19 protein-coding genes and 5 tRNA genes are annotated in these 24,993 nt (G+C 70.3%); 11 read left to right on the plus strand and 13 right to left on the minus strand.

What is annotated here, in order from left to right:
• Positions 1 to 109 precede the first annotated feature (109 nt).
• Positions 110 to 1,723: an AI-2E family transporter gene (locus tag ABZW18_RS12020; RefSeq protein ID WP_356185836.1), complete on the minus strand. Its 1,614-nt coding sequence runs from the start codon at positions 1,721 to 1,723 to the stop codon at positions 110 to 112.
• A 74-nt stretch (positions 1,724 to 1,797) separates the two neighbouring features.
• Positions 1,798 to 2,901 (minus strand): aromatic acid exporter family protein, encoded by a 1,104-nt coding sequence (locus ABZW18_RS12025; RefSeq protein WP_356185698.1) that lies wholly within the window; start codon positions 2,899 to 2,901, stop codon positions 1,798 to 1,800.
• A gap of 432 nt (positions 2,902 to 3,333) precedes the next feature.
• Here ABZW18_RS12025 and ABZW18_RS12030 point away from each other — a divergent pair, with 432 nt between their 5' ends.
• Positions 3,334 to 3,825, plus strand: a complete 492-nt coding sequence (locus ABZW18_RS12030; protein ID WP_356185701.1) for a phospholipase D-like domain-containing protein — start codon at positions 3,334 to 3,336, stop codon at positions 3,823 to 3,825.
• Positions 3,826 to 3,953: 128 nt separating this feature from the next.
• On the opposite strand, the gene ABZW18_RS12035 is transcribed toward ABZW18_RS12030, so the two are convergent.
• The 5 genes from ABZW18_RS12035 to ABZW18_RS12055 all read right to left on the minus strand — a co-directional run bounded on the left by ABZW18_RS12035 (position 3,954) and on the right by ABZW18_RS12055 (position 9,020).
• Positions 3,954 to 4,026 (minus strand) — tRNA-Lys (locus tag ABZW18_RS12035).
• A 247-nt stretch (positions 4,027 to 4,273) separates the two neighbouring features.
• Positions 4,274 to 6,529 (minus strand): DEAD/DEAH box helicase, encoded by a 2,256-nt coding sequence (locus ABZW18_RS12040; protein WP_356185704.1) that lies wholly within the window; start codon positions 6,527 to 6,529, stop codon positions 4,274 to 4,276.
• A 1,140-nt stretch (positions 6,530 to 7,669) separates the two neighbouring features.
• A complete protein-coding gene (gene crcB / locus ABZW18_RS12045; RefSeq protein WP_356185706.1) occupies positions 7,670 to 8,044 on the minus strand; it encodes a fluoride efflux transporter CrcB in 375 nt (124 codons plus the stop codon).
• Positions 8,041 to 8,589: a fluoride efflux transporter CrcB gene (gene crcB / locus ABZW18_RS12050; protein WP_356185709.1), complete on the minus strand. Its 549-nt coding sequence runs from the start codon at positions 8,587 to 8,589 to the stop codon at positions 8,041 to 8,043. The genes crcB (ABZW18_RS12045) and crcB (ABZW18_RS12050) overlap by 4 nt, the downstream gene beginning before the upstream one ends.
• Positions 8,590 to 8,669: 80 nt before the next feature.
• Positions 8,670 to 9,020: a metallopeptidase family protein gene (locus ABZW18_RS12055; protein WP_356185711.1), complete on the minus strand. Its 351-nt coding sequence runs from the start codon at positions 9,018 to 9,020 to the stop codon at positions 8,670 to 8,672.
• Positions 9,021 to 9,181: 161 nt separating this feature from the next.
• On the opposite strand from ABZW18_RS12055, the gene ABZW18_RS12060 reads away from it, so the two are divergent.
• From ABZW18_RS12060 to ABZW18_RS12090, 7 genes are all read left to right on the plus strand, one after another.
• Positions 9,182 to 10,729 (plus strand): metallophosphoesterase, encoded by a 1,548-nt coding sequence (locus tag ABZW18_RS12060; protein ID WP_356185713.1) that lies wholly within the window; start codon positions 9,182 to 9,184, stop codon positions 10,727 to 10,729.
• Positions 10,730 to 10,847: 118 nt separating this feature from the next.
• Positions 10,848 to 10,920 (plus strand) — tRNA-Glu (locus ABZW18_RS12065).
• 37 nt (positions 10,921 to 10,957) lie between these two features.
• Positions 10,958 to 11,032, plus strand: a tRNA-Asp gene (locus ABZW18_RS12070).
• A 4-nt stretch (positions 11,033 to 11,036) separates the two neighbouring features.
• Positions 11,037 to 11,110, plus strand: a tRNA-Phe gene (locus ABZW18_RS12075).
• A 204-nt stretch (positions 11,111 to 11,314) separates the two neighbouring features.
• Positions 11,315 to 15,343 (plus strand): ATP-dependent RNA helicase HrpA, encoded by a 4,029-nt coding sequence (hrpA, locus tag ABZW18_RS12080; RefSeq protein WP_356185716.1) that lies wholly within the window; start codon positions 11,315 to 11,317, stop codon positions 15,341 to 15,343.
• 115 nt (positions 15,344 to 15,458) lie between these two features.
• A tRNA-Asp gene (locus ABZW18_RS12085) sits at positions 15,459 to 15,533 on the plus strand.
• A gap of 112 nt (positions 15,534 to 15,645) precedes the next feature.
• Positions 15,646 to 15,867 (plus strand): DUF6274 family protein, encoded by a 222-nt coding sequence (locus ABZW18_RS12090; RefSeq protein WP_356185718.1) that lies wholly within the window; start codon positions 15,646 to 15,648, stop codon positions 15,865 to 15,867.
• A gap of 432 nt (positions 15,868 to 16,299) precedes the next feature.
• Here the strand turns inward: ABZW18_RS12090 and bldC are convergent, their stop codons facing one another.
• Both bldC and ABZW18_RS12100 read right to left on the minus strand, forming a co-directional pair.
• Entirely contained in the window at positions 16,300 to 16,506 is a 207-nt protein-coding gene (gene bldC / locus ABZW18_RS12095; protein WP_003949541.1) for a developmental transcriptional regulator BldC, read from the minus strand.
• Positions 16,507 to 17,027: 521 nt separating this feature from the next.
• Positions 17,028 to 17,864, minus strand: a complete 837-nt coding sequence (locus tag ABZW18_RS12100) for a hypothetical protein (RefSeq protein WP_356185721.1) — start codon at positions 17,862 to 17,864, stop codon at positions 17,028 to 17,030.
• Positions 17,865 to 18,053: 189 nt separating this feature from the next.
• On the opposite strand from ABZW18_RS12100, the gene ABZW18_RS12105 reads away from it, so the two are divergent.
• Positions 18,054 to 19,154 (plus strand): Glu/Leu/Phe/Val dehydrogenase dimerization domain-containing protein, encoded by a 1,101-nt coding sequence (locus tag ABZW18_RS12105; RefSeq protein WP_356185723.1) that lies wholly within the window; start codon positions 18,054 to 18,056, stop codon positions 19,152 to 19,154.
• 312 nt (positions 19,155 to 19,466) lie between these two features.
• Positions 19,467 to 19,721 (plus strand): DUF3073 domain-containing protein, encoded by a 255-nt coding sequence (locus tag ABZW18_RS12110; protein WP_356185726.1) that lies wholly within the window; start codon positions 19,467 to 19,469, stop codon positions 19,719 to 19,721.
• Between the two features lie 83 nt (positions 19,722 to 19,804).
• Here ABZW18_RS12110 and purM read toward each other — a convergent pair whose 3' ends face one another.
• The 3 genes from purM to ABZW18_RS12125 form a co-directional block, all read right to left on the minus strand.
• On the minus strand, positions 19,805 to 20,890 hold the full coding sequence (gene purM / locus ABZW18_RS12115; protein WP_356185729.1) for a phosphoribosylformylglycinamidine cyclo-ligase: 1,086 nt from the start codon (positions 20,888 to 20,890) through the stop codon (positions 19,805 to 19,807).
• A 32-nt stretch (positions 20,891 to 20,922) separates the two neighbouring features.
• Positions 20,923 to 22,482, minus strand: coding sequence for an amidophosphoribosyltransferase (gene purF, locus ABZW18_RS12120; RefSeq protein WP_356185731.1), 1,560 nt, complete (start codon positions 22,480 to 22,482; stop codon positions 20,923 to 20,925).
• A 249-nt stretch (positions 22,483 to 22,731) separates the two neighbouring features.
• Positions 22,732 to 23,580, minus strand: a complete 849-nt coding sequence (locus ABZW18_RS12125; protein WP_356185734.1) for a sterol carrier family protein — start codon at positions 23,578 to 23,580, stop codon at positions 22,732 to 22,734.
• A 105-nt stretch (positions 23,581 to 23,685) separates the two neighbouring features.
• Between ABZW18_RS12125 and ABZW18_RS12130 the strand changes: the two genes are divergently transcribed.
• Complete coding sequence (locus ABZW18_RS12130) at positions 23,686 to 24,081, plus strand: nuclear transport factor 2 family protein (RefSeq protein WP_356185737.1); 396 nt, start codon at positions 23,686 to 23,688, stop codon at positions 24,079 to 24,081.
• Positions 24,082 to 24,138: 57 nt separating this feature from the next.
• Here ABZW18_RS12130 and ABZW18_RS12135 read toward each other — a convergent pair whose 3' ends face one another.
• Positions 24,139 to 24,963 (minus strand): M23 family metallopeptidase, encoded by an 825-nt coding sequence (locus ABZW18_RS12135; RefSeq protein ID WP_356185740.1) that lies wholly within the window; start codon positions 24,961 to 24,963, stop codon positions 24,139 to 24,141.
• Positions 24,964 to 24,993 lie beyond the last annotated feature (30 nt).

The raw sequence follows: 24,993 nt of genomic DNA on the forward strand, positions 1-24,993 counted from the left end.
GGGCCACAACCGGAGTCACGAACCGGACCCCCACGGCTCCCCACCGGGCCCACGAGCCCTCGCGCTGCACGACCTCCACCGGCGCTGACTGCCGGCACGGCCGGGCGGCCTACTCGCGCGGCGCCTCCGGAGCGTTGGCGCTCTGCGGCGGTACGGCGGCGGCCGCCGCGGCGGGGCCGACGGCCGGGCCGGGCACCGGGATCAGCGACCTGTTCCTGGCGTAGACGTGCAGGTGTCCCACGACCGTGTTGGTGACGGCGACGAGGGGTACGGCGACGACCGCGCCACCGATGCCCGCAACGAGCGTGCCGGCCGCCACGGACAGCACCACCGCGAGCGGATGGACCCGTACCGCCCGGCCGAGGATGAACGGCTGCAGGACATGGCCTTCGATCTGCTGCACGGCCAGGACCACGAGCAGGACCATGAGCGCGGTGAACGCCCCCTGGGTGACCAGCGCGACGATCACGGCGAGCGCACCCGAGACGGCGGCGCCGACGAGCGGGACGAAGGCGGAGAGAAAGATGAGAACCGCGAGCGGCACAGCCATCGGCACGCCGAGGAGATGGATCCCCAAGCCGATGAAGATCGCGTCGATCAGGGCCACGATCACCGTGCCGCGCACATAGCCGGTGAGCGTGTGCCACGCCCGGGGACCGGCACTCGCGACACCCGGCCGGGCCTGTGCGGGAAGGAGTTTGAGCAGCCAGTTCCAGATCCGGGGCCCGTCGTACAGCAGGAACAGGGTGCTGAACATCGCGAGCAGGATGCCGGACATCACCTCGATGACGACCGCGACGCCGGCGATGCCCGCCGAGGTGATCTCCTCGGTGTTGGAGCCCACCGCCTCACGCATGTTCTTGGCGACGTCCTTGACCTGCTCCTCGGTGACGTGGAAGGGGCTCGCCAGGAGCCACTTCTGCAACTCGTCGATCCCGTCCTGGAGTCGCGCGGAGAGCGTGTCGAGGTTCTCCGTGACCTGCCAGGTCACGAACCAGCCCACCAGGCCCATGATGAGGAATCCGCCGATGAAGGTGGCAGCGGTGGCGACGCCGCGCGCGAGGCCGAGGCGGCTGAGGCGGGCGACGGACGGCTGGAGCAAGGCCGTGATCAGCAGGGCGGCGACGAAGGAGAGCACCACCAACCGGACCGCGCTGATCGCGTGCATCAACACCCAGAGCGCGGCCGCGAGAACGAGCAGCCGCCAGCCGGCCTCCGCCGCGACGCGGACCCCCCACGGCACGGCGAGAGCGGGATCAGGCCTCGCCGCCTCGGTCGGTACAGCCGGTGCGGAGGCGGGTGGCACGGCCACATGGTCCGGCCCGCCCCGCGCCGCCGAGGAGCCGGACGCGGAGGCTCCGGACGGACCGGTGCCGGACCGACCGGTGACAGACGGACCCGTAACGGACGGACCGGCAACCGACGGACCCGTAACCGACGGACCGGCAACCGACGGACCCGTAACCGACGGACCGGCAACCGACGAACCGGCCGTGGACGATGCGGCTCCCGACGGTACGGCTCCGGGCGGTACGGCAGCTCCGGATGGACCGGTTGCCGACGGACCGGTCACGGAGGAGTGGTCCTGCTCCCCCCGCGGTCCAGCACCGTGGGGACCGCCCGTCGTAGGGTCGTCCCCCTCATCCGCGGCCGTACGGCGCTCGTCGAGACGCGCCGCGAACCGCGTCAGACCGGCCTTCAGGCCGTCGACCCACTGAGGCATTCCTGGCATGCGGCCCCTCTACCCCCACTTGTCCTCCACACTCCGGCCGGCGCCTCCCGTGTCATTCCGAGACCTCAGCAGGACACACCGAGCTGCTCCGGAGTGACGGCCCCGTCATGGCCCAGGTCGAAGAGAAGCTGGAGTGCGAGTGCGCACAGTTGCGTCTCCGCGAGGCGCTGGTCAGGGCTCTTCTCAGGGCTCTCCACAGCGGTGTCACGCAGCTTGCAGTACGAGGTGCGGGCCCTCTCCACCTGTTCCTCGGAGGGGCGGGGCCCCGACGGGCGCTGAGCGGACACCAGATCGGCCAGCGCCTCGAGTACTTCCGTGAACTCCTCACGGAAGCCATCACCGAGGGGAGAGCGGTCCCTGCCGGAGCTGATGCGCTGGGCCTCCCGGGCGAGGACCCTGGCCTGCTCGGCAGCCGCGTACAGCGCCTCCAATGTCTTGTGCGCAGGGCGTGGATCACGCCGCCGGGTCAGCAGCGACCGGGCGTTGAAGCGGTGGCTCTCGGCGGCGACCTCGTGGGCATGGACCACGTCCAGAGTGCTGTGGTGCACCGCCAGCGCGAGTCCCGTTCCGGCTTCCGGGCGCGGCGGTTCGCTGTGACGGACCTCCTCGGCGGTGGCCCGCAGGAGGTCGGCTGTGCGCTCGGCGAGCCGGTCCGCCGCGTTCCTCGTCTCCTCCCGGTAGAGCGTGGGAGGCAGCGCCGCGTTGATCACCAGACCGGTGGCGACGCCGATCGCGACGTCCCCCAGCCGCGGTACGGCGTACGAGACGGGCGCACTGCCACCGGCGAGGACGACGAAGAGCGCCGTGAACGGCACCTGCACGCCCTGCCCGGACAACTTCGGCCAGGCGGCGACCACCAGAGTGACCGGGACCACGACGAGGATGCCCCAGATCGTCGGCCCGAACAGCAGGGAGACGGGCACTCCGACGAGAACGCCCAACAAGAAGCCCACGGCGTACCGCAGCCCCTGGCGCAGTGAGCGCGCCACGGTCGGGTACACCCCCAGCAGGGCGGCCAGAGCAGCGAAAATCGGCTGAGGATGGCCCGGCACGAGCCGTGCCAGCCACCACGCGACGGCCGCTGCTCCCGTGGCCTTGCACACGAGTTGGAGGTACGGGCCGACCTCGCTGGGCTTCGGCAGGGCCGTCCGGCCGTTGCGGTCAGACATGCGGATCACCGTTCGGGGCTGCTGGTGCGGAAGTCGGGACGGGCGCCGGATGGGGATCGCGATCAGGACGAAGAGCGTTGATGAGGGCCCGCACGACGACCAGGTGCCCCGACTCTCCGGTGCGTAACGAGCCTCACGATCAACGTGACCATCGTCACTCCACCGTGGGCAGCTCGCCAGTGCGGGGCCGGCGTCATCGTCGGCCGGGTGCGCCGCTCGGCCCGGAAACGATGCTGTACTCGGGCAGTTACCCAGGCTGCCACAGCGGCACCGGGCATGCCGTACGCGGCGCCGCCCAGCGCGTAACGGGACGTACCGCTGTCCGCCGGACCTGCCGTTCGCATCGCATGATGACAGCCGGCACGCCGCGGACATCCGCTGTCGGAACGCTCCGGCTCCGCCCCTCCTTCACTTCCCGGCCGGCAGGTGACCATGACCCTTCAGGACCAGCCCCGGGCGCAGCCGTACACACCGGAAACCGGCGGGGCTCCCGGCGATCAGAGACAGCGGCTACGTCGCCGGCTGGAGGGTCTGATCGGCACCGCCGCCACCGAGGGCAACGCGCTGCTGCCCCTGCGCAATGGATGGGGTCTGTCAGCCGGCGGGCCGGCACTACTACGCCGACCTGCTCGCTTGCGGGTGCGGACCTGGCAGCCCCAGCCGACGATGATGCACGCCAAGGTCATCACCATCGACAGCGTGGCGTCGCTCATCGGATCCACCAACCTCAACCGCCGTTCCCTGGACCACGACGGGAAGTCATGCTCGCCGTGCTGGACGAGGACTTCACCCGCGCGCTTGGACGGGCATTTCGAAGAGGACCTGGCCGGTCAGCGAACGCATGGTCGCCGGCCGCTGGAAGAGACGCTCCGCGGCACAGCGTCTGAGCGAGACGCCATGGCCCCGATCCGGTGCTTCCTCTGAACGACCCGGAACCGACCCGGAACCGGGACCGACCCGCCGCACAGCGCCGCCGTAGGCCTCCGGGGCCGCCGCCGCACCCTGAGAAACGAAGAAACCGCAGGTCGTCGAGGTCCTGCGGTCTCTCGCAGTGGGCCGTGTGGGACTCGAACCCACAACCAATGGATTAAAAGTCCACTGCTCTGCCAATTGAGCTAACGGCCCGCACCGAGCAGCATAGCCCGATCACCGGCCGGCCTCCGAAGGGGTTGCTCCGCGGCCGGTCGCGTCGCCCGGCGGCGAGGCCGGCACCGGGCGCCCCCCGCTTCTCCACCGCGAACGGGCCGGTGACATCACCCGGTTGGGGCTCCACCCGTCCTGGGTCGCGCCGGGATTCCGCTGCCACAGGTCGCAGCAAAAAGGCCGTCCCGGACACCGAGGTGTCCGGGACGGCCCCGTTCAGAGCTGAGGATCAGCCGTTGCGCTTCCAGCGGGGCTTGTCGGCCCGGCGGTCGGAGGTACGGCCCCCGGTGTTGCTCGCGCCGCGGTGGTCGTCACGGCGCGCCGGACGGTCGTCGCGGCGGTCGCGGTTGACCGGGCGGTCGTCACGGCGGTCACGGTTGACCGGACGGTCGCCGCCACGGTGGTTGTGGTCACGGCGCTCGAAGGAGCGGCCGCCGCCGAAGCCACCGCGCTCGCCGTCCCGGCGGTCGCGGTTGAACGGACGGTCCCCGCCCCGGTCGTCACGGCGCGGCTGGAAACCACCCCGGTCGTCACGGCGCTGGAAACCACCCCGGTCGTCACGGCGGTCGCGGTTGAAGCCACCCCGGTCGTCACGACGCTCGAACGAACGGGCCGGACGCTCGTCCCTGCGGTCACGGCTGAAGCCGCCCCGGTCGTCACGGCGGTCACGGTTGACCGGACGGTCCCCGCCCCGGTCGTCACGACGCTGGAAACCACCACGGTCGTCACGGCGCGGCTGGAAACCACCCCGGTCGTCACGACGCTGGAAACCACCACGGTCGTCACGGCGGTCGCGGTTGAAGCCACCCCGGTCGTCACGACGCTCGAACGAACGGGCCGGACGCTCGTCCTGCCGGTTGTCCTGCCGGTTGTCGCGGCGCTCGAAGTTGCCCCGGTCGTCACGGCGCTCGTACGAGGAGTGGCGCTGTGCCTCGGCGGCCACCGGCTCCGCAGCGGAGTTCGCGACAGCCGCCTCGGCGGCCGGAGCGGTCTGTGCCGGAAGGGTCCCGGCGGCCGGAGCAGCACCCTCAGCGGCGTCGGTCACGGAAGCCGTGGCCGGGGGCGTCTCGCCCCGCTCCCGCGCGGCACGCGCCACCAGCCGGTCGGCCTCATCGCGCAGTTCGGCCGCCCGGCGCTGCACCTTCTCCAGCTCGCGCGTCAGGTCCTGCACCTCGCGCTCGGCCTGCTTGGCCGAGTTGGAGGCCGAATCGGCCTGTACCTCGGTGAGCGAGCGCGCACCCGTGATCAGGGCCACGTCCTCGTCGAACACCCCGGCGCCGGCGACGACGTGACGCGAGGCGTCCACGCCCGCGTCCTCCATCAGCCGGAAGATCTGCTTGCGCTGGTGCGGCAGGGCCAGCGACACGACGGTGCCGCTCTTGCCGGCACGGGCGGTACGGCCGGACCGGTGGAGGTAGTCCTTGTGGTCACCGGCCGGGTCCACGTTCAGGACCAGGTCGATGCCGTCGACGTGGATACCGCGCGCCGCCACGTCCGTCGCGACGAGCACATTCACGTACCCGTCCTTGAAGTCGGCGAGCGTACGGGTACGGGCTCCCTGCGTCATGCCGCCGTGCAGCGCGTCGGCCCGCACACCGGCGTCGATCAGCTGCTCGGCGATACGGTCCGCGCCCAGCTGGGTCCGGACGAAGATGATCGTGCGGCCCTTGCGCGCCGCGATCGCCGCCGTGACCGGCGCCTTGTCCTTCGGCTTCACGACGAGCACATGGTGGGTCATGGTGGTGACCGCGCCCTGCGCCGCGTCGACCTCGTGCGTGACCGGGTCGGAGAGGTAGCGCTTGACCAGCGTGTCGATCTCGTTCTCCAGCGTGGCGGAGAACAGCATCCGCTGGCCGCCGGCCGGCACCAGGTCGAGGATCTCGGTGACCTCGGGCATGAAGCCCAAGTCGGCCATCTGGTCCGCCTCGTCGAGCACGGCGATCTGGACCTTGTCCAGCGAGGCCGCACCGCGGTTGATCAGGTCACGCAGCCGGCCGGGGGTGGCGACGAGAATGTCGACACCACGCTCCAGGGCGTAGATCTGATTGCCCATCGAGGTGCCGCCGCAGACGACCTTGAGCTTGAGGCCGAGCACATCGCCGTACGGCTGGAGCGCGTCGGACACCTGCATCGCGAGCTCGCGGGTGGGGGTGAGGATCAGGCCGCGGGGGCGCTTCTTCTCGGTGTGGCCGCCGGACAGCTGCGTGAGCAGCGGGAGGCCGAAGGAGAGGGTCTTGCCGGAGCCGGTACGGCCGCGGCCGAGGATGTCCCGGCCGGCCAGGGCGTCCGGGATGGTCGCGGCCTGGATCGGGAACGGCGTGACGACGCCGTTCTGGGTGAGCTTGCGGACGACCTGCTCGGCGAGGCCCAGGTCCGCGAAGGTGACCTCGGGAGCCTTCTCGACGGGGGCGGGCTCGACGGCGTCGACCGGCTCGTCGTTGCCGTTCTCGGGCATGACGGCGTGGTCAGAAGCGGAAATTGACATGCGAAATGCGAAACCTTCCGGAGTCTCGGCACGCGCCCAAACTCCGTGATTCGCATACGACCGCCTCAATGCGGTCAGCCACGGCAAGGAACAGGAACGCGCCACGCGGCGCTCTTCACCCCCTCTTCTCGAGAGGACATCGTGGCGCCAGGCAAATGGGATCAAACGATCTGCCACCATACGCACCCGGCGACCCCGGAGGCAAATCGCTTCTACGGCTCCTCGCTTCCCCCTCCCGCCCGTCCTGCGTCGACAGCCGACGCCCCCGGCCCCTTCCGCCTGTCCGCGCACGCCCGATCCCCCCGGCCGCCGGCTACGACACCGGCCCGACCTGCGACGTTGCCGCCGGCTCGAGCTCGGACGCCCCTTTGTCCGAGGAGCTCGGGGCGCCGGGCGGCGGCGTGGGCTCACTCGGCCGGGGTGACGAAGGCGACGGCGACGGCGAGGAGGGAGACGGCTGCGGCGGCGGAGTGCTGCGCGAGGGTGAGGCGCTCGCAGGCCGCGACGGAGCCGACGGCCGTGGGGCCTTGTCCGGCGGCCTTCCCGGCCGCGCGCGGTCACTCGAGGGGCTCTCACCCGGCCGCGCGCTCTCTTCCGCGCTCCGCTCGCCGCCCTTCGCCCCGCCCTTCCCGTCCGCTTCGCCACCGTGCCCCGCCCGGCCGTGCCGTTGCCCGAGACCGCTCCTCGTACCGCCGGACGTCGCGGACACCCCGCCGTCCGGCGTCGCCACGCCGCTCCGGTGCCCGGCAGGGCCGGAGCGTTCGGGTTCCACCGGATCACTGACGCTCATGCAGCCGGTCGCCGCCACGAACGCGAGCGCGGCAACGGCGATACGGGCCGGTGCCCTGGCCGACGTCCGGGCGGGTGTCCGGACCGGTGTCCGGAACGCGGCACGCGCTGAGGAACGGCACGGTTTGCGGGGCTCGTTGCGGGCTGCGGACTCCGGAAGACGGTCGGGGAACGGGCGCACGGGCGGGCACCTCCGGGGCAGGGCGTAACAGGGACCTCCGTGCTCAACTCCCCCTGCCCCGCCCAGGACACGCGCTCGAGCCGACCGATCAGGCCGCGTCCGGCGGATGTTCGCGGACCCGCGCCCCTCTCCGGGTGCGGCAGGATCGCCCGGACACGGCCGGTCATATCTCAGCCCAGCAGACACTCGGCCAGCGCCGTGCCGAGAACAGCCGCACCCAACCCCACCAGCAGCGATCCGGCCGTATTCGCCACAGCCAGGAACTGCCGCCCCCGCTCGGCCAGCCGCAGCGACTCGTACGAAAAGGTCGAATAGGTGGTCAGCGCCCCGCACAGCCCCGTCCCCAGCAGCAGCTGCAGCCGTGACGACTCCGCCCCCGCCGACACCGCGCCGGTCACCGCACCCAGCACCAGACACCCGGTGGCATTGACGACGAACGTCCCCCACGGGAACTCCGACTCGTGCCTGACCTGCACCGCCCGGTCGATCAGATAGCGCATCGGTGCGCCGACCGCGGCGCCCGCCACCACGAGCAGCCAGTTCACCGGCTCTCCCGCTGCGCTCGCGCGCGCCGTGCGGCCACGGGCGGATTCACGCGCCGCCGTACGAGCGCTCGCGTGAGCGACGCGGCGGCCCAGACCGCCCCGAGCGCGGCCAGCAGCGTGCCACCCGCGTACGCAATCGCCGTCCCCGGCTCGCCGCGGTCCAGCAGCCGCGTGAGGTCCACGGCGTACGTGGAGAAGGTGGTGAAGCCGCCCAGCACGCCGGTCCCGAGGAAGGGGCGGACCAGCGGATGCGCCTCCCCCGTCTCCGCGACGAGCACCATCAGCACCCCGATCAGCCCGCAGCCGATCACATTCACGGCGAACGTGGTCCATGGAAAGGCGCTCGCCGGCGTCGGCCACACCAGCGACGCCCCGTAGCGGGCACAGGCACCGAGCACGCCCCCCACCGCGATCACCAGGAGCACCCTCCACAGCCGGTGGCCCGCGGTTTCGGCCCGGTCGGCGGCGACGTGCAGATCGACATCCGGGTCGACGGGCTCACCGCGGTACCCGGTAGCCGCGGTCGCGCCCCCGGGCCGCGGCACGGCGCTCCCCCGGCCCTCGCTTCCCTTCCCCGCGCTCCCCCGGCCGGTGCTCCCCCCGCCCTCGCGCCCCGGACCCACGCTCACCCGTAGCCCAGGGCGTGCAGCCGGTCGTCGTCGATGCCGAAGTGGTGGGCGATCTCGTGCACCACGGTCACCTCGGTCTCCGCGACGACGTCCTCACGCGTGTCGCACATCCGTAGCGTCGGGCCCCGGTAGATGGTGATCCGGTCCGGCAGCACCCCCGCGTACCACTCCCCGCGATCGGTCAGCGGCGTCCCCTCGTACAGTCCGAGCAGCCCGGAATCATCCGTCGGCGGCTCGTCCTCCACGAACACCGCGACGTTGTCCATCAGCCGCGTCAATTCCGGCGGAATCCGGTCCAACGCCTCGCCGACCAGTTCCTCGAACTCTTCGCGCGTCATCTCCAGCACGTGACTCATTCTCCGCCAAGCAGCCGCCCACCGTGGCGCCCGCGCCGGGGGAAGGTGCCCGGACCCGGCGCGCCCTCGCACGACTCCACGCGAGGGGCCCGAGCTCCCGCCGGTCGGCCCGCACCCGCATAGCGGGCGCGGCCCCCGGGCATACGGCCCCAATGGATCGCGCACCCTTCCGGTCGCCCCATTTTCTCCGCGCACTCGGCGGAGGAGTGCTGCGGCGCTGTCGCAGGTTCGTCGAGTCGGGACACCAGTCCCCGACGGTCGCCCTCACCCGGACCCCGCGGCCCCTGGCCCGGGCCGCCGGCCTCACGGCCGTCGTACTCCTCGGTGCCTGGCTGGGACTGCTGATCGTGGGCAGCGTCCGTACGCCCGTGGGGCCGATGGACACCCGGATGACCCTGCGCCCGTCCTTCACCGGCGGCACCAAGGTGAACGTGTCCCCGCTCGGATCTCTCGAACTCCGCAGCCACACCGCCCCGATACGGCTCGACGTCGATGTCGATCAGCTCGACCCCGAGCGCGCCCAGGCCCTCGTCGACCACCCGGAGCGACTCTCCGGCCTCCAGGAGGAGGTCTCCGGCGATGTCACCGACGGGACCCTCGGCCTGGCCCTGCGCTCCTGCATCGCCGTGGTCTCCGGTGCCACCGCCCTGGGCCTCGCCGTCTATCGCCGCCCGCGCCGCGCACTCGCCGCCGGGGGCCTCGCGCTGGTCCTCCTCGCCGCGTCGGGCGGCGCGGCGTACGCGACCTGGAACCCCAAGTCCGTCCTGGAGCCGAAGTTCTCCGGACTCCTGTCCTCCGCACCGAACGTGGTCGGCAACGCGCGCAGCATCGTCAGTGATTTCGACGTCTACCAGGAGGAGTTGGCCCGGCTGGTGACCAATGTCACCAAGCTGTACGACGTCACGTCCACCCTCCCCACGTACCAGCCCGACCCGACGACGATGCGCGTGCTGCACGTCTCGGACATCCACCTCAACCCGGCGTCCTGGCGCATCATCGAGTCGCTCGTCGACCAGTACGAGATCGACGTGATCATCGACTCCGGGGACACCATGGACCACGGCTCGGCCGCCGAGAACGGCTTCCTCGACCCCATCCCGGACCTCGGCGCGCCGTACGTCTGGGTGCGCGGGAACCACGACTCCGCCGCGACCCAGAAGTCGATGGAACGGCGCAAAAACGTCCACGTCCTGGACCACGGGAAGCCGGTGGAGGTCGCGGGACTGCGCATCGCGGGCATCGGCGACCCGCAGTTCACCCCCGATCGCTCGGTCGTCGCCGCGGGCGATCCCGCCGAGACGCTCGTGGGCCGCGAGCTGGCGTCCTCGATCCGGGTCCAGAAGGCCGTGGGCAGCCCGGTGGACATCGCGGTGGCCCACAACCCGGTCGCCGCGGCCGAGACCGACGGCACGGTCCCGCTCGCGCTGGCCGGCCATATCCACCGGCGGTCCCACCGTGTCCTGGAGCAGGGCACCACTCTGATGACCCAGGGCTCCACGGGCGGCAGCGGACTGCGCGCGGTGGAGGGCGTCAAGCCGGATCCGGTGGAGACATCGGTCCTCTATCTGGACCGGGAAACCCGCCGGCTCCAGGCCTGGGACGAGATCACGCTGGGCGGGCTGGGGCTTTCGACGGCCGAGGTGAGCCGCCATCTCCCCGAGGACAACACGCCCGAAGCGACCCCCTCCCCGTCGGAGTGACCCGACCCCCACGGGCCGTGCGAGCGACTGCCGGCAAACCGTTTTGGCGAACCCTCGTCCCATCCCATATGCTTCTCACGTCCCCGACGGCGCCGAGAAGCGCCCAGGTGGGCCATCAGCCCTCATCGTCTAGTGGCCCAGGACGCCGCCCTTTCAAGGCGGTAGCACGGGTTCGAATCCCGTTGGGGGCACGTAACACCTGTGCGAGACTGGTTCTCGCACGAGCTAGGTCCTGTGGAGCAGTTTGGAGTGCTCGCCACCCTGTCAAGGTGGAGGCCGCGGGTTCAAATCCCGTCAGGACCGCTGCGGCTGGGTAGCTCAGTTGGTACGAGCGTCCGCCTGAAAAGCGGAAGGTCGCCGGTTCGACCCCGGCCCCAGCCACCGCCGCTGAACAGCAAGAAGGCCCCGACGGGATTATCCGCCGGGGCCTTCTTCATGCTCCGGACACCAACGCGTACGCCGTCCCGCCGCGGCAGCGGGCCGCGCCGGTCCGTGTGCGCCGCACCCCGTAGCCGAATCGCTCACCCGGGCCCGCGGGGAATTGGTTGGCCGACTCTTTCCGCGAGGTGAGATCCTGGGCCAGGTATGCCTACAACCTCGTCCTCCTCCTTCGCCGCCCTCCAGCAGCGGCTGCCCGAGCTCATGCTGCGCGACGAGCGCCGGCTCGGGCGGCGGCTCGACGGTGCGCGCCGTATCCGCAAGCCCGAGGCGCAGCAGGCCGTCCTCGAGGAGATCTCCGCCGAGATCGAACAGGCCGAGCGGCGGCTCGCCGGGCGGCGCGCCGCGACGCCCGCGGTCACGTACCCGGAAGAGCTGCCGGTCAGCCAGCGGAAGGAGACAATCCGCGAGGCGATCCGCGACCACCAGGTCGTGATCGTCGCGGGTGAGACCGGCTCCGGCAAGACGACCCAGATTCCCAAGATCTGTCTGGAGCTCGGCCGCGGCGTCAGGGGCCTCATCGGCCACACCCAGCCCCGCCGTATCGCCGCCCGCACCGTCGCGGAGCGGGTCGCCGAGGAGCTCAGCACACCGCTCGGCGAATCGGTCGGCTGGAAGGTCCGCTTCACCGACCAGGTCGGCGGCAGCACCCACATCAAGCTGATGACCGACGGGATCCTGCTCGCCGAGATCCAGACCGACCGCGAGCTGCGCCAGTACGACACGATCATCATCGACGAGGCGCACGAGCGCAGCCTCAACATCGACTTCATCCTCGGCTACCTCGCCCAGCTGCTCCCCCGCCGCCCCGACCTCAAGGTCGTGATCACCTCGGCGACGATCGACCCGGAGCGCTTCTCCCGCCACTTCGGCGACGCGCCCATCGTCGAGGTGAGCGGCCGTACGTACCCCGTCGAGGTCCGCTACAGACCCCTCCTCGAGGAGGACGGCGACGACTCCGACCGCGACCAGATCACCGCCATCTGCGACGCCGTCGGCGAACTCCAGGCCGAAGGCCCCGGCGACATCCTCGTCTTCCTCTCCGGCGAGCGCGAGATCCGCGACACCGCCGACGCGCTCAACAAGAAGAACCTCCGCCTCACCGAGGTGCTCCCCCTCTACGCCCGGCTCTCGCACGCCGAACAGCACCGCGTCTTCCAGCGGCACACGGGCCGCCGGATCGTCCTGGCGACCAATGTCGCCGAGACCTCCCTCACCGTCCCCGGCATCCGGTACGTCATCGACCCGGGCATGGCGCGTATCTCCCGCTACAGCCACCGCACCAAGGTCCAGCGGCTTCCCATCGAACGGATCTCGCAGGCCAGCGCCAACCAGCGCAAGGGCCGCTGCGGCCGTACGAGCGACGGCATCTGCATCCGGCTCTACTCCGAGGACGACTTCCTCACCCGCCCGGAGTTCACCGACGCCGAGATCCTCCGGACCAATCTGGCGTCCGTCATCCTCCAGATGACCGCGGCCGGCCTCGGCGACATCGAGAAGTTCCCGTTCCTCGACCCGCCGGACCGCCGCAACATCAAGGACGGCGTCCAGCTCCTCGAAGAGCTCGGTGCGCTCGACCCCCAGCAGAAGGACACCAAGAAGCGCCTCACCGACACCGGCCGCAAGCTGTCCCAGCTGCCGGTCGACCCGCGTCTGGCCCGTATGGTCCTGGAGGCCGACCGCAACGGCTGCGTACGCGAGGTCATGGTCATCGCCGCCGCGCTCTCCATCCAGGACCCGCGCGAGCGCCCCTCGGACAAGCAGCAGCAGGCCGACCAGCTGCACGCCCGTTTCAAGGACGAGAGCAGCGACTTCCTCGCTTTCCTCAACCTCTGGGCCCATGTCCGGGAGCAGCAGAGGGAGCTGTCCTCCTCGGCATTCCGCCGGATGTGCCGCAATGAATTCCTGAACTACCTCCGCATACGGGAGTGGCAGGACATCTACCTCCAGCTGCGCCAGGTGGCCAAGACCATGGGCATCCACCTGAACGACCAGGACGCGGCGCCCGACCGGATCCACCTCTCCCTCCTCGCCGGGCTGCTCTCCCACATCGGGCTGAAGAACACCTCGGGGGACGGCGGGAAGAGCGCCGGGGACGAGGGCAGGAGGAACACGGGAGGGGAGGGCGGAAGGAGCAGCGGCCCGAACGAGTACGTGGGCGCACGCAGCGCCAAGTTCGCGGTCTTCCCCGGCTCCGCGCTGTTCAAGAAGCCACCGCGCTGGATCATGTCGGCGGAGCTCGTGGAGACCTCACGCCTCTGGGCGCGGGTCAACGCGAAGATCGAGCCGGAGTGGGTCGAGCCGCTCGCCCAGCACCTGGTCAAGCGGACGTACAGCGAACCGCACTGGGAGAAGGACCAGGCGGCGGTGATGGCGTACGAGCGGGTGACCCTGTACGGCGTGCCGATCGTCGCGCAGCGCAAGGTCAACTACGGCCGCATCGACCCCGAGACCAGCCGCGAGCTGTTCATCCGCAACGCGCTCGTCGAGGGCGACTGGCGTACCCACCATCAGTTCTTCCACGACAACCGCAAACTCCTCGGCGAGGTCGAGGAGTTGGAGCACCGGGCCCGCCGCCGCGACATCCTCGTGGACGACGAGACGCTGTTCGACTTCTACGACGAGAAGCTGCCGGAACACATCGTCTCCGGCGCCCACTTCGACTCCTGGTGGAAGAAGCAGCGCCGCGAGGAGCCCGACCTTCTGGGCTTCGAGCAGTCGATGCTCATCAATGAGAACGCCGAAGAGGTCACCAAGGCCGACTATCCGGACTCCTGGCGGCAGCGGGAGCTGAAGTTCCGGGTGACGTACCAGTTCGAGCCGGGTGCCGACGCGGACGGCGTGACCGTCCACATCCCGCTCCAGGTGCTCAACCAGGTCACCTCAGAGGCCTTCGACTGGCAGATCCCGGGTCTGCGCGAGGACCTGGTCACCGAGCTGATCCGGTCCCTGCCGAAGCCGATCCGCCGGCACTACGTACCGGCCCCGAACTTCGCCAAGCGCTTCCTCGACAGCACCGCGCCCCGGCAGGCGCCGCTGCCGGCGGTGCTCGCCGCCGAACTCCAGCGCATGGTGGGGGTCCCGGTGGCCGCGGACGACTTCGACCTCGCGAAGGTTCCGGACCATCTGAAGATCACCTTCCGGGTCGTCGACGAGCGGCGCCGCCGGCTCGCCGAGGACAAGGACCTCGAGGCGCTGAAGCTGAGCCTCAAACCGAAGACCCGGGCCGCGATCACCAAGGCCTTCGAGAAGGCCTCCGGCGGGGCTCCGGGCGGCTCCGGGAGCTCGGGCGGCGCGGCCCCGGAGCAGCGCACGGGGCTGACCGCCTGGACGATCGGGGCACTCGACCGCACCTTCGAGACGCGGCGGGCCGGCCAGCCCGTGAAGGCGTACCCGGCACTGGTCGACGAGGGCTCGTCGGTCGCCGTACGGCTCTTCGACACCGAACCGGAGCAGGCCGAGGCGATGTGGCGCGGAACCCGCCGCCTGATTCTCCTCAACATCCCCTCGAACCCGGCCAAGTTCGCCCAGGACAAGCTGAGCAACAGCGCGAAGCTCGCCCTCTCCCGCAATCCCCACGGCAGTGTCCAGGCTCTCTTCGAGGACTGCGTGACCGCGGCCACGGACCGGCTGATCGCGGCGAACGGCGGTCCGGCCTGGGACGAGGAGTCGTTCCGCAAGCTCTTCGACGCCGTACGCGCCGACCTGGTGGGCGCGACGATGGACACGGTCCGCAAGACGCAGGAGGTACTGGCCGCCTGGCAGGCCTGTGAGCGCCGGCTGAAAGCGACCACCTTCCCGTCCCTCCTCCCGTCGCTCACGGACGTCAAGGAGCAGCTGGCGGCCCTCATCACGCCGGGCTTCGTGACCGCCCACGGTGTCCGCCGGCTGCCCGACCTCCTGCGCTATCTGGTGGCCGTCGACCGGCGCCTCCAGCAGCTCCCCCATCACGCCGAACGCGACCGCACGCGCATGGCGAAGGTGAAGGACATGCAGGACGAGTACGCCTGGCTGCTGGAGCAGCTGCCGCGGGGCAGGCCTGTTCCGCAGGAGGTCCGGGAGATCCGCTGGATGCTCGAGGAGCTGCGGGTCAGCTATTTCGCGCACGCGCTGGGCACGGCGTATCCGGTGTCGGACAAGCGGATCGTGAAGGCGATCGACGCCGCCGTGCCGTAGGCCGGACGCCCCGCCCGTACGCCGCGCGGAGGGTGCGGGCGCGAGTTCGACCGCACGCCCTGGCCTGCTGTAGAGTCTCATCTCGCGGCGCAGAGCAGTGAGGCGCCGCGAGCCAGGTCCTGTGGAGCAGTTTGGAGTGCTCGCCACCCTGTCAAGGTGGAGGCCGCGGGTTCAAATCCCGTCAGGACCGCATCATCGACAAGGCCCGGATCCCCAGGATCCGGGCCTTGTCCGTCTCTTGACTCAGGCACGTGGCGCGGGTACCCAGGCATCAAGGGATGCGGGGCCCGGGAGGTGCGCGCATGAAGACATCTGCGAGACACGAGACACGAGCACTGCTACGGGCCCATCTGTCGGCGGCCACGGGCTATCGGCATCTCACCCGTCACTGCCCGATCTGCCACCAGCTGCTGAGGCTCGCGATGGAGCCGTCGCCTGCGGAAAGCGCACGGGCGTCCAGGGACGCCCAGGGCGGTTCGCAGAGCGATCGGAGCGACGAGAGCCGCGGGCCCGCCCCTCAATGACCATGGCGCCATGCCGCGCCCGCGTCATTACCGCAGAGTCACTTCAAGGGACAAGCGTGATGCCCTGTGACGGGAGTCACCGACGAAGTTTGAAAAGAGGGGGAACTTACACCCTCCCTACAGCAGATCGATTTAATATGTGCAATTGCACTCTGCTGGACGGGCTGCACGGCGAGACCTCGCAGAAGCCCCACGGAGGACTATGAGCCAACGTCGGCCCGTCCGCTTACCTACCCTCCGGAGTGGCGGGTTGACCCTCCGCCAGGGGACCGGAACATAAAAAGATCGCGCTGGACCCGGCGGAGTCCAGCGCGATCGACGACGCACCCTCGATGCTGAGAGTAGGAGCCTGTTGGGGCAGGCGCCCGTCGTGTGGAGCTAGGTGGGCCATATCCGGGTTGGGGACCCGGAATTGCCCCGTTATGGAGTTGTTCAGGCCTCGCTGCGCTGCTGCGGGATGCCCGCCAGTAGTGCCCGGACTTCCGCTTCGCGGTAGCGCCGGTGCCCTCCGAGCGTGCGGATGGACGTGAGCTTGCCTGCCTTGGCCCAGCGCGTGACCGTCTTCGGGTCCACGCGGAACATCGTGGCAACCTCAGCCGGGGTCAGCAGCGGCTCGGCATCAGGGGTGCGAGCGGTCATGAGCGGCCTCCTCGGGAGAACCGAACCATCACGGTTCTTTCCTCTAAATTCTGCACCTTGACCCACGTTGCCCGAAATGGCGCACGCAGGCCGAGTCGGTTATAGGACGAACGGCTTGTCCTCGGCACTACAACTACACCATCTGTCCAGCCGCGTCGGCCAAACCGATGGATTTGCCCTCTCAGGTGTTCAACCTCGACGGAAGCCGATGGACCGTGCCATAGCGGACAGTCACCCGGCCGTGACGATCAGTCACAGCGTGATCAGGCGCTGCAGATCCACCATGCGAGTGCAATACCGATCTTTCCGCCCTTAGTTGGACGGAAGGAGCCCTTCCTGGACTCCTTGTCCTATTTTGGCACGAGGATGGGGGATGAGGGCAAGGCCCGTCTTAGTGCTTTCCGTCACCCTTGCGGCAATGGCCCGGATCCGGAGGTTCGGCCGGGCCGCTCGGCGGCCTCATCGGCACGGCGGCGAAGCCACGCCGCACCTCGGCCCGGCCCTTGGCGCCCGACCCGGCCTCAACTCGCGAACTGGCGCTCCCGCACCACACGCCAGCGGTCGGTGAGCCGCTCGTACGCCTCCCCGGCCCGGGCCCCGTCGCCCTCGCGCAGCGCCTCCAGCCCTTCGGCCACATCCGCGGCCGAGCGGTCATCGGCGAGCTGCCCTTCCGGAACAGCATGCACCAGTCCGCCGTAGTCCAGCTCCACCAGCGACCGCGGATGGAACTCCTCGAGCCACTTCCCCACGTTCTCCAGCCCTTCGACGAGCGGACCCTCGTCCAGGGACTCGCGGAGCACCTTCAGCCCGCGGGCCACCCGCCGCCGCGCCTGCGCCATCGCGGTGCGGTAGCGCAGCACCGGCTCCTGGCCGTCCTTGACGTACTCGCGCTCGTCGTCCGAGAAGAGCACGAACCACCGGACCGGGACATGCCACGTAGCCGAGCGGATCCACGGACGGGCGTCCGGATTGCGCTCCAGCCACCGCTCGTAGTCCGCCTCGGCCTGCCGGCGCACCACCGGCGGCAGCACCGCGTCCAGTACGGGCGGCGGCAGCTGCTCCGCCAGCTCCTCCAGCGCCATCCAGCCGCGCAGCCGGGTGCGCCAGGGACAGACACAGGTCACGCCGTCCACGACGGTGACGAAGGCGTCACTGCTCTCGTGCACCGGCACCGGTACCGGCGGCACCGGCAGCAAGTCGGCGAGGGAACGGCGGAGTTCGTCCTGAGCCGTGGGGGTGTGCTCGCGCTCCGCGTAGCGGTACCAATGGGACCGCTCGGGTTCGGGGAAGGCGGCCAGAGGTTCGTACACCCGCAGATATGCCGCGTACGGGACGACCACCGATGACGCCACGCCCACTGTCGCCTTCTCCTCCGCTGTCGCCGGACATCGCCAGCCTGACCTCCTGATCGTCCCACGTGTGTAGGCCACCGGAGGGTGATCCTCTGCACCTCGGTGCTGCCGGGGGGTCACAGGATCTACGCTGTGGCCACCGGGCCCTCCCCACCCCAAGGAGGGCGTTCCCTCACGTCTTCGGGAGTCACCACCGTGACCGACGTACGTCCGCCTGCCGACGATCTCGGCGTGCTGTCGACCCTGTTCCGTTCCGAGCAGGGCGGACACGAGCAAGTCGTCCTCTGCCAGGACCGCGAGAGCGGCCTCAAGGCCGTCATCGCCATCCACTCCACCGCGCTGGGCCCCGCCCTCGGCGGCACCCGCTTCCACGCCTACGCCTCGGACGCCGAGGCCGTCATGGACGCGCTCAATCTCGCCCGCGGCATGTCGTACAAGAACGCCCTGGCCGGGCTCGACCACGGCGGTGGCAAGGCGGTGATCATCGGTGACCCGGAGACACTCAAGAGCGAGCAGCTGCTGCTCGCCTACGGCCGTTTCGTGGCCTCGCTGGGCGGGCGCTACGTCACCGCCTGCGATGTCGGCACCTACGTCGCCGACATGGACGTCGTCGCCCGCGAGTGCCGGTGGACCACCGGCCGCTCGCCCGCCAACGGCGGCGCCGGCGACTCCTCCGTGCTCACCGCCTTCGGCGTCTTCCAGGGCATGCGGGCCAGCGCCCAGCACCTGTGGGGCGACCCGACGCTGCGCGGCCGGAAGGTCGGTGTTGCCGGCGTCGGCAAGGTCGGCCACCACCTCGTCGAGCACCTCCTGGAGGACGGCGCGGAGGTCGTGATCACGGACGTACGGGCCGAGTCGGTGGACCGCGTCACGGCCAGGCACCCCGGGGTGACCGCCGTCGCCGACACCGACGCGCTGATCCGCGCCGACCTGGACATCTACGCCCCCTGCGCGCTCGGCGGCGCGCTGAACGACGACTCCGTCCCGGTACTCACCGCGAAGATCGTCTGCGGCGCGGCCAACAATCAGCTGGCTCACCCGGGCGTCGAGAAGGACCTCGCCGACCGCGGCATCCTGTACGCCCCGGACTACGTCGTGAACGCGGGCGGCGTGATCCAGGTGGCGGACGAGCTGCACGGCTTCGATTTCGACCGCGCCAAGGCCAAGGCGACGAAGATCTTCGACACGACGCTGGCCATATTCGACCGCGCCAAGGCGGACGGCATCCCGCCGGCCGCCGCCGCGGACCGCCTCGCGGAGCAGCGCATCGCGGATGCGCGCAGCCGCAGGCCCTAGGGTCCGATGCAGGGTCGTCCCATCGGCTACGCAGAGCGGGGAGACCCGTCGGCGAGGGTGACGAGAGAAGATTCACCACCCGTCGGCGGGTCGATCCGGGGCAGGAGGTAAAATCACATCTGACCAGCGAGGACGGGGCTCCTCGCGGGTGCTGCTGCGTGTCGCGTCCTGCGGGCGACGTACCGGATGGGCGCGGAAGCAGGTACCGTTGAAGCCCTACGGACCGGTCTCTCCCCCGAGGGCCCGCTCCGACTCATGAACGCGTGTCAAGACTCTGGGGCCGTCGAGCCCCGTCGTTGAGGGGGTCGAGCCATGGGGCGCGGCCGGGCCAAGGCCAAGCAGACGAAGGTCGCCCGCCAGCTGAAGTACAACAGCGGTGGGACTGATCTCTCACGCCTGGCTGAGGAGCTGGGCGCATCGCCGACGAACCAGCCGCCGAATGGCGAGCCGTTCGAGGACGATGAGCTGGACGACGACCCGTACGCACAGTACGCGGATCGCTACAACGACGAGGACGAGGACGACGACGAGTCGTCCGACCAGTCCGCATATCGTCGGCGCGCCTGACGCTCTCACTGCGTCCAGGCCGTCCACAGCACGACCACTGACCCGGTCCGGGGCCTTTCTCCGGACCGGGTTCTGTGCTGTCCTCAGCCAGCGTAGTCACTGGTCAGGGCCGCCGCCTGGGTGTGGGCGCCGCGCTCGGTGATCCGGCCGGCGACCCAGGCGTCCACGCCTCGGTCGGCGAGGGTGGCCAGCGCCACGTCCACCGACTCCTGCGGGACGACCGCGACCATGCCGACGCCCATGTTGAGTGTCTTCTCCAGCTCGAACCGCTCCACCTGTCCTGCCTTGCCCACGAGGTCGAAGACCGGGCCGGGGGTCCACGTGGACCGGTCGACGGTGGCGTGCAGGTGGTCGGGGACGACACGGGCCAGGTTGCCCGCCAGTCCGCCGCCGGTGATGTGCGAGAAGGCGTGCACATCGGTCGTACGGGTCAGCGCCAGGCAGTCCAGCGAGTAGATCTTGGTGGGCTCCAGCAGCTCCTCGCCGAGGGTGCGGCCGAACTCCGGGATCTCCCGGTCCAGAGCCCAGCCGGCCCGGTCGAAGACCACGTGCCGGACCAGCGAGTACCCGTTCGAGTGAAGTCCGGAGGACGCCATGGCGATCACCGCGTCACCCGTACGGATACGATCCGCGCCCAGTACCCGGTCGGCCTCGACCACGCCCGTTCCGGCGCCCGCGACATCGAAGTCGTCCGGCCCGAGCAGGCCGGGGTGCTCGGCGGTCTCGCCGCCGACGAGCGCGCAGCCGGCCAGCACACAGCCCTCGGCGATGCCCTTGACGATCTGGGCGACCCGCTCCGGGTAGACCTTGCCGACGCAGATGTAGTCGGTCATGAACAGCGGCTCGGCGCCGCAGACCACCAGGTCGTCGACGACCATGCCGACCAGGTCGTGTCCGATGCTGTCGTACACGCCCAGCTGCCGCGCGATGTCGACCTTCGTACCGACGCCGTCGGTGGCGGAGGCTAGGAGCGGGCGCTCGTAGCGCTTGAGGGCGGAGGCGTCGAAGAGCCCGGCGAAGCCGCCGATGCCGCCGATGGCCTCGGGGCGGGTGGCCTTCTTCACCCACTCCTTCATCAGCTCGACCGCGCGGTCGCCGGCTTCGATGTCGACGCCCGCGGCTGCGTAGCTGGACCCGGCCGCGGCCGTGGAGGAATCGGACTCGGACATTGCCTGAGGATCTTTCCTTCGTGGGGAGCGTTCTACGGGCGGCGGAGCGCGTCGCTGCCGCCGATACCGGCGGTCAGCGTCTCGATGCCGTCCACGTCGCTGCGTGAGGTCTGGGCCGTCTCGGACTCCAGCAGGTGCTTGCCCAGCAGCTCCGGGTCCGGCAGATCCATCGGGTACTCGCCGTCGAAGCAGGCGCGGCACAGGTTCGGCTTGGCGATCGTGGTCGACTCGATCATGCCGTCGATGGAGATGTACGCGAGTGAGTCCGCGCCCAGCGACTTGCCGATCTCCTCGACCGACAGGCCGTTGGCGATCAGCTCGGCGCGGGTGGCGAAGTCGATGCCGAAGAAGCACGGCCACTTGATCGGCGGCGAGGAGATCCGGATGTGGACCTCGAGGGCGCCGGCCTCGCGCAGCATCCGGACCAGCGCGCGCTGGGTGTTGCCGCGGACGATCGAGTCGTCGACGACCACCAGTCGCTTGCCCCGGATGACCTCCTTGAGCGGGTTGAGCTTGAGCCGGATACCGAGCTGGCGGATGGTCTGGCTCGGCTGGATGAAGGTCCGGCCGACATAGCTGTTCTTGACCAGGCCCGAGCCGTACGGGATGCCGCTGGCCTCGGCGTATCCGACGGCGGCCGGGGTGCCGGACTCCGGAGTCGGTATCACCAGGTCGGCGTCGGCCGGGGCTTCCTTGGCCAGCCGGCGGCCCATCTCGACGCGGGAGAGGTAGACATTGCGGCCCGCGATGTCGGTGTCGGGGCGGGCGAGGTAGACGTACTCGAAGACGCAGCCCTTGGGGCGGGCCTCGGCGAAGCGGGTCGCACGCAGGCCGTTCTCGTCGATGGCCACCATCTCGCCGGGCTCGATCTCCCGGATGAAGGACGCGCCGACGATGTCCAGGGCAGCGCTCTCGCTCGCCACGACCCAGCCGCGCTCCAGGCGGCCGAGGACCAGCGGGCGGATGCCCTGCGGGTCACGGGCGGCGTAGAGGGTGTGCTCATCCATGAAGACGAGGGAGAAGGCGCCCTTGACCGCGGGCAGCACGCGGGGTGCGGCCTGCTCGACGGTGAGCGGCTTGCCGTCCTCGTCGACCTGGCCCGCGAGGAGGGCGGTGACGAGATCGGTGTCGTTGGTCGCGGCGACCCGGGTGGCCCGGCCGTTCTCCCGGGGCTGCTCGGCGACCATCTCGGCGAGCTCGGCGGTATTGACCAGATTGCCGTTGTGGCCGAGGGCGATCGAGCCGTGCGCGGTGGCACGGAAGGTGGGCTGCGCGTTCTCCCACACGGATGCACCGGTGGTCGAGTAGCGGGCATGGCCCACCGCGATGTGGCCCTGCAGGGAACCGAGTGAGGTCTCGTCGAAGACCTGCGAGACCAGGCCCATGTCCTTGAAGACGAGAATCTGGGAGCCGTTGCTCACCGCGATGCCCGCGGACTCCTGTCCCCGGTGCTGCAGCGCGTACAGCCCGAAATAGGTGAGCTTGGAGACCTCTTCGCCAGGAGCCCAGACACCGAAGACGCCACAAGCGTCCTGGGGGCCTTTCTCGCCGGGGAGGAGATCGTGGTTGAGTCGTCCGTCACCACGTGGCACGCCACCGAGTCTAGGCCAGGTCGCGGATTCATCCGAACCAGGGATGTCCGGTGACCTGTCCGATCCGACGGCAGAGCCGCTGAGAACCGTCCAGAACCTCGTCCACTCTGCGGGACTTCCCGTTGACTTGCCTGGTGAGGAGGGTCGGGCCGGCGATCACTGCGGCTCGTGGATGACGTCTGCGTCACACTTGCGGAGCGATGCCGCGCGGGCACCCCACCGGTGCCGGGAGAGCACGGGAGTGCAGTTCTACGGCCGGCCGAGCAGTGGCAGCTGGGCGCTCAGGTCGGCGCGCTCACCGCTGGCGGAGACCTCCGCCGCGTCGAGCGCCGCGTCCCAGCTCATCCGGCCCGTGGCGAGGCGGATCCAGGTCATCGGGTCGGTCTCGACGACGTTCGGCGGGGTGCCCCGGGTGTGCCTGGGGCCTTCGACACACTGCACGACGGCGAACGGTGGGATACGCACCTCCACGGAGCCGCCCGGCGCCTCGGCCGCCAGGGCGTCCGCGAGCAGCCGGGTCACGGCGGCGAGCGCCTGCCGTTCGTGCCCGATGGCCGCGCCGGTGGCGGCCGTGAGGTCGTCTCCGTGCACCACGGTCTCCAGGAGCCGGGTGACCAGGAAGTCGTCCACGGTCATAGCCCCGAAGCGGGTGGTGACCACCGTCCTACCGTCCATCTCGGCGAGCGCGGCTGCCAGCCGCTCGGCGGCGGAGTCCAGCCGGGCGACCACGGTCTGCGGACCGCCCTCGTCCGGCAGCGCGTCCTCCTCCACGACAGCCGTCCCGGCGATGGCGATGTCTCCGGACCGGCCGCGCATGCTGCGCAGATATCCCTGGAGGTCGAGCTCGGCCCGGGCGGGTGCCGGACGCTCGGCGAGCAGCCGCGGCAATGTCTCCAGGCCCATGGCGATATGGACGATCAACTGGCGTACCGACCACCCCTGGAGCCGCGTCGGCGCCTCCAGCAGCTGCGGTGCGTCCCCGGCCGCGCACATCACCGCCACGGCCTCGCGCACCGCCCGCACTTCCGCGTTCAGCGCGCCGCGCACTGTCGCTGGGTCGTACTTGCGGGACCGTGACTTGCGCTGGGCGGGCGGCATGCCGCCGAGCATAGTCACGCGCCCGCCCCCGACATGGACAGTGTTCCGGGCCCGGCAGATGATGGAGACATAGCGGGAACACAGGAACGAAAGGTGTGAATCATTATGGCTGAGCACCCGGACTGTGCCCTGGTACGCCGGGGCTACGAAGCCTTCAGCAGCGGCGACCTCGACACCCTGGCGACCCTGATGACCTCGGACGTCACCCACCACGTGCCCGGCGACAACATGATGTCGGGCCACCACAAGGGCCGCGACGCCGTCATGCAGCTCTACCGCAACATCGCCGAGGAGACCAACGGCACGTTCAGGGTCGAGCTCGAGCACCTCTTCGCCGACGGCCGCGGGCATGTCATGTCCGTCCACCGGAGCTACGCGGACCGGGGCGACCGCGGAGTCGAGATGCCCGGCGGGATCTTCTTCACCATCGTCGGTGGGAAGGTCAGCGATCTGGACGAGTGCGTCGAGGACATCGAGGTCGAGAACGAGTTCTGGCGCTGAACCGCCTCTTCTGCCCCGAGCCGGCCGCCCCCTGAGCCGGCCGCCCGGCCCCGCCCTCTACGGGAGCGGGGCCGTGGAAGGTTCGACCGTGAACGCATCGCCGTTCCTGGGCACGCCGACGCCTCGCCAGTTGAACGGGATCCCGCGCGCCGTGTGCAGATCAGCGCTGTCCATCAGCTGGAAGTGCAGATGCGGTTCGGTGGAGTTGCCCGTATTGCCCACGCGGGCGAGCTGCTCACCCGCACGCACCCGCTCCCCTTCCCGGACCGTGATCGAGCCGCGCTGGAGGTGAGCGTAGAGGGCGTAGGTGCCGTCGCCGAGGTCGAGTATCAGATGGTTGCCGATCAGGGCGCCGGGACCGGCCATGTCACGTGCGGCCGCCTCGACGAAGAAGGCCGGCAGCGCGGGGTAGGAGTTCCGGCTGAGGTGGTCGCGCTTCCCGTCCCGGGCCCGTACGACCGTCGCATCGGCCACGGCCAGCGCGGGTTCCCCGAAAGCCGGGAAGTCGCGATTCGGTCGCACGAGCGGCCACCAGCCGAACGCGGGCCGGGATCCGTCCTCCGGCTCCCGCAGGACGTCGATCGCGAACGCCTGCCCGCAGGCGCGTGTCCCATGGCTGGGGACCTTGTTCGCCGGGCTGTTGAGCGCACTCCAGCGGCCGGTGACCGGTGCCGCGACCTCGATGGCCGCGGTTTCCGGGGTCCCGCCGCCCGGGATTTTCTTGTGCCCCGGGACGCGCACCAGCTCGGTGGAGAACGCCAGGACGATCGCTCCGAGCCTCGCCCAGACCGGGATCTCGACAAAGAACCCGACGACGACGATCAGTACGACCAGACCGTAGAAGCCGGGCCGCAGCCGCTTGATCAGGCGGACAGCGGACATCTCTTTCCCTTCCCCTCTCCAGTGCTTCCG

The organism is Streptomyces sp. NPDC004647 (assembly GCF_040609575.1).
Classification (GTDB): domain Bacteria; phylum Actinomycetota; class Actinomycetes; order Streptomycetales; family Streptomycetaceae; genus Streptomyces.

Bases quoted from the DNA above. Each gene is read 5' to 3' on its own strand.
- ABZW18_RS12040 (WP_356185704.1), bottom strand. From the start codon at position 6,529: ATGTCAATTTCCGCTTCTGACCACGCCGTCATGCCCGAGAACGGCAAC.
- ABZW18_RS12030 (WP_356185701.1), top strand. From the start codon at position 3,334: ATGACCCTTCAGGACCAGCCCCGGGCGCAGCCGTACACACCGGAAACC.
- hrpA (WP_356185716.1), top strand. From the start codon at position 11,315: ATGCCTACAACCTCGTCCTCCTCCTTCGCCGCCCTCCAGCAGCGGCTG.
- ABZW18_RS12125 (WP_356185734.1), bottom strand. From the start codon at position 23,580: ATGCCGCCCGCCCAGCGCAAGTCACGGTCCCGCAAGTACGACCCAGCG.
- ABZW18_RS12110 (WP_356185726.1), top strand. From the start codon at position 19,467: ATGGGGCGCGGCCGGGCCAAGGCCAAGCAGACGAAGGTCGCCCGCCAG.
- ABZW18_RS12090 (WP_356185718.1), top strand. From the start codon at position 15,646: ATGAAGACATCTGCGAGACACGAGACACGAGCACTGCTACGGGCCCAT.
- purM (WP_356185729.1), bottom strand. From the start codon at position 20,890: ATGTCCGAGTCCGATTCCTCCACGGCCGCGGCCGGGTCCAGCTACGCA.
- ABZW18_RS12130 (WP_356185737.1), top strand. From the start codon at position 23,686: ATGGCTGAGCACCCGGACTGTGCCCTGGTACGCCGGGGCTACGAAGCC.
- ABZW18_RS12135 (WP_356185740.1), bottom strand. From the start codon at position 24,963: ATGTCCGCTGTCCGCCTGATCAAGCGGCTGCGGCCCGGCTTCTACGGT.
- ABZW18_RS12025 (WP_356185698.1), bottom strand. From the start codon at position 2,901: ATGTCTGACCGCAACGGCCGGACGGCCCTGCCGAAGCCCAGCGAGGTC.
- bldC (WP_003949541.1), bottom strand. From the start codon at position 16,506: ATGACCGCTCGCACCCCTGATGCCGAGCCGCTGCTGACCCCGGCTGAG.
- ABZW18_RS12060 (WP_356185713.1), top strand. From the start codon at position 9,182: ATGGATCGCGCACCCTTCCGGTCGCCCCATTTTCTCCGCGCACTCGGC.
- ABZW18_RS12020 (WP_356185836.1), bottom strand. From the start codon at position 1,723: ATGCCTCAGTGGGTCGACGGCCTGAAGGCCGGTCTGACGCGGTTCGCG.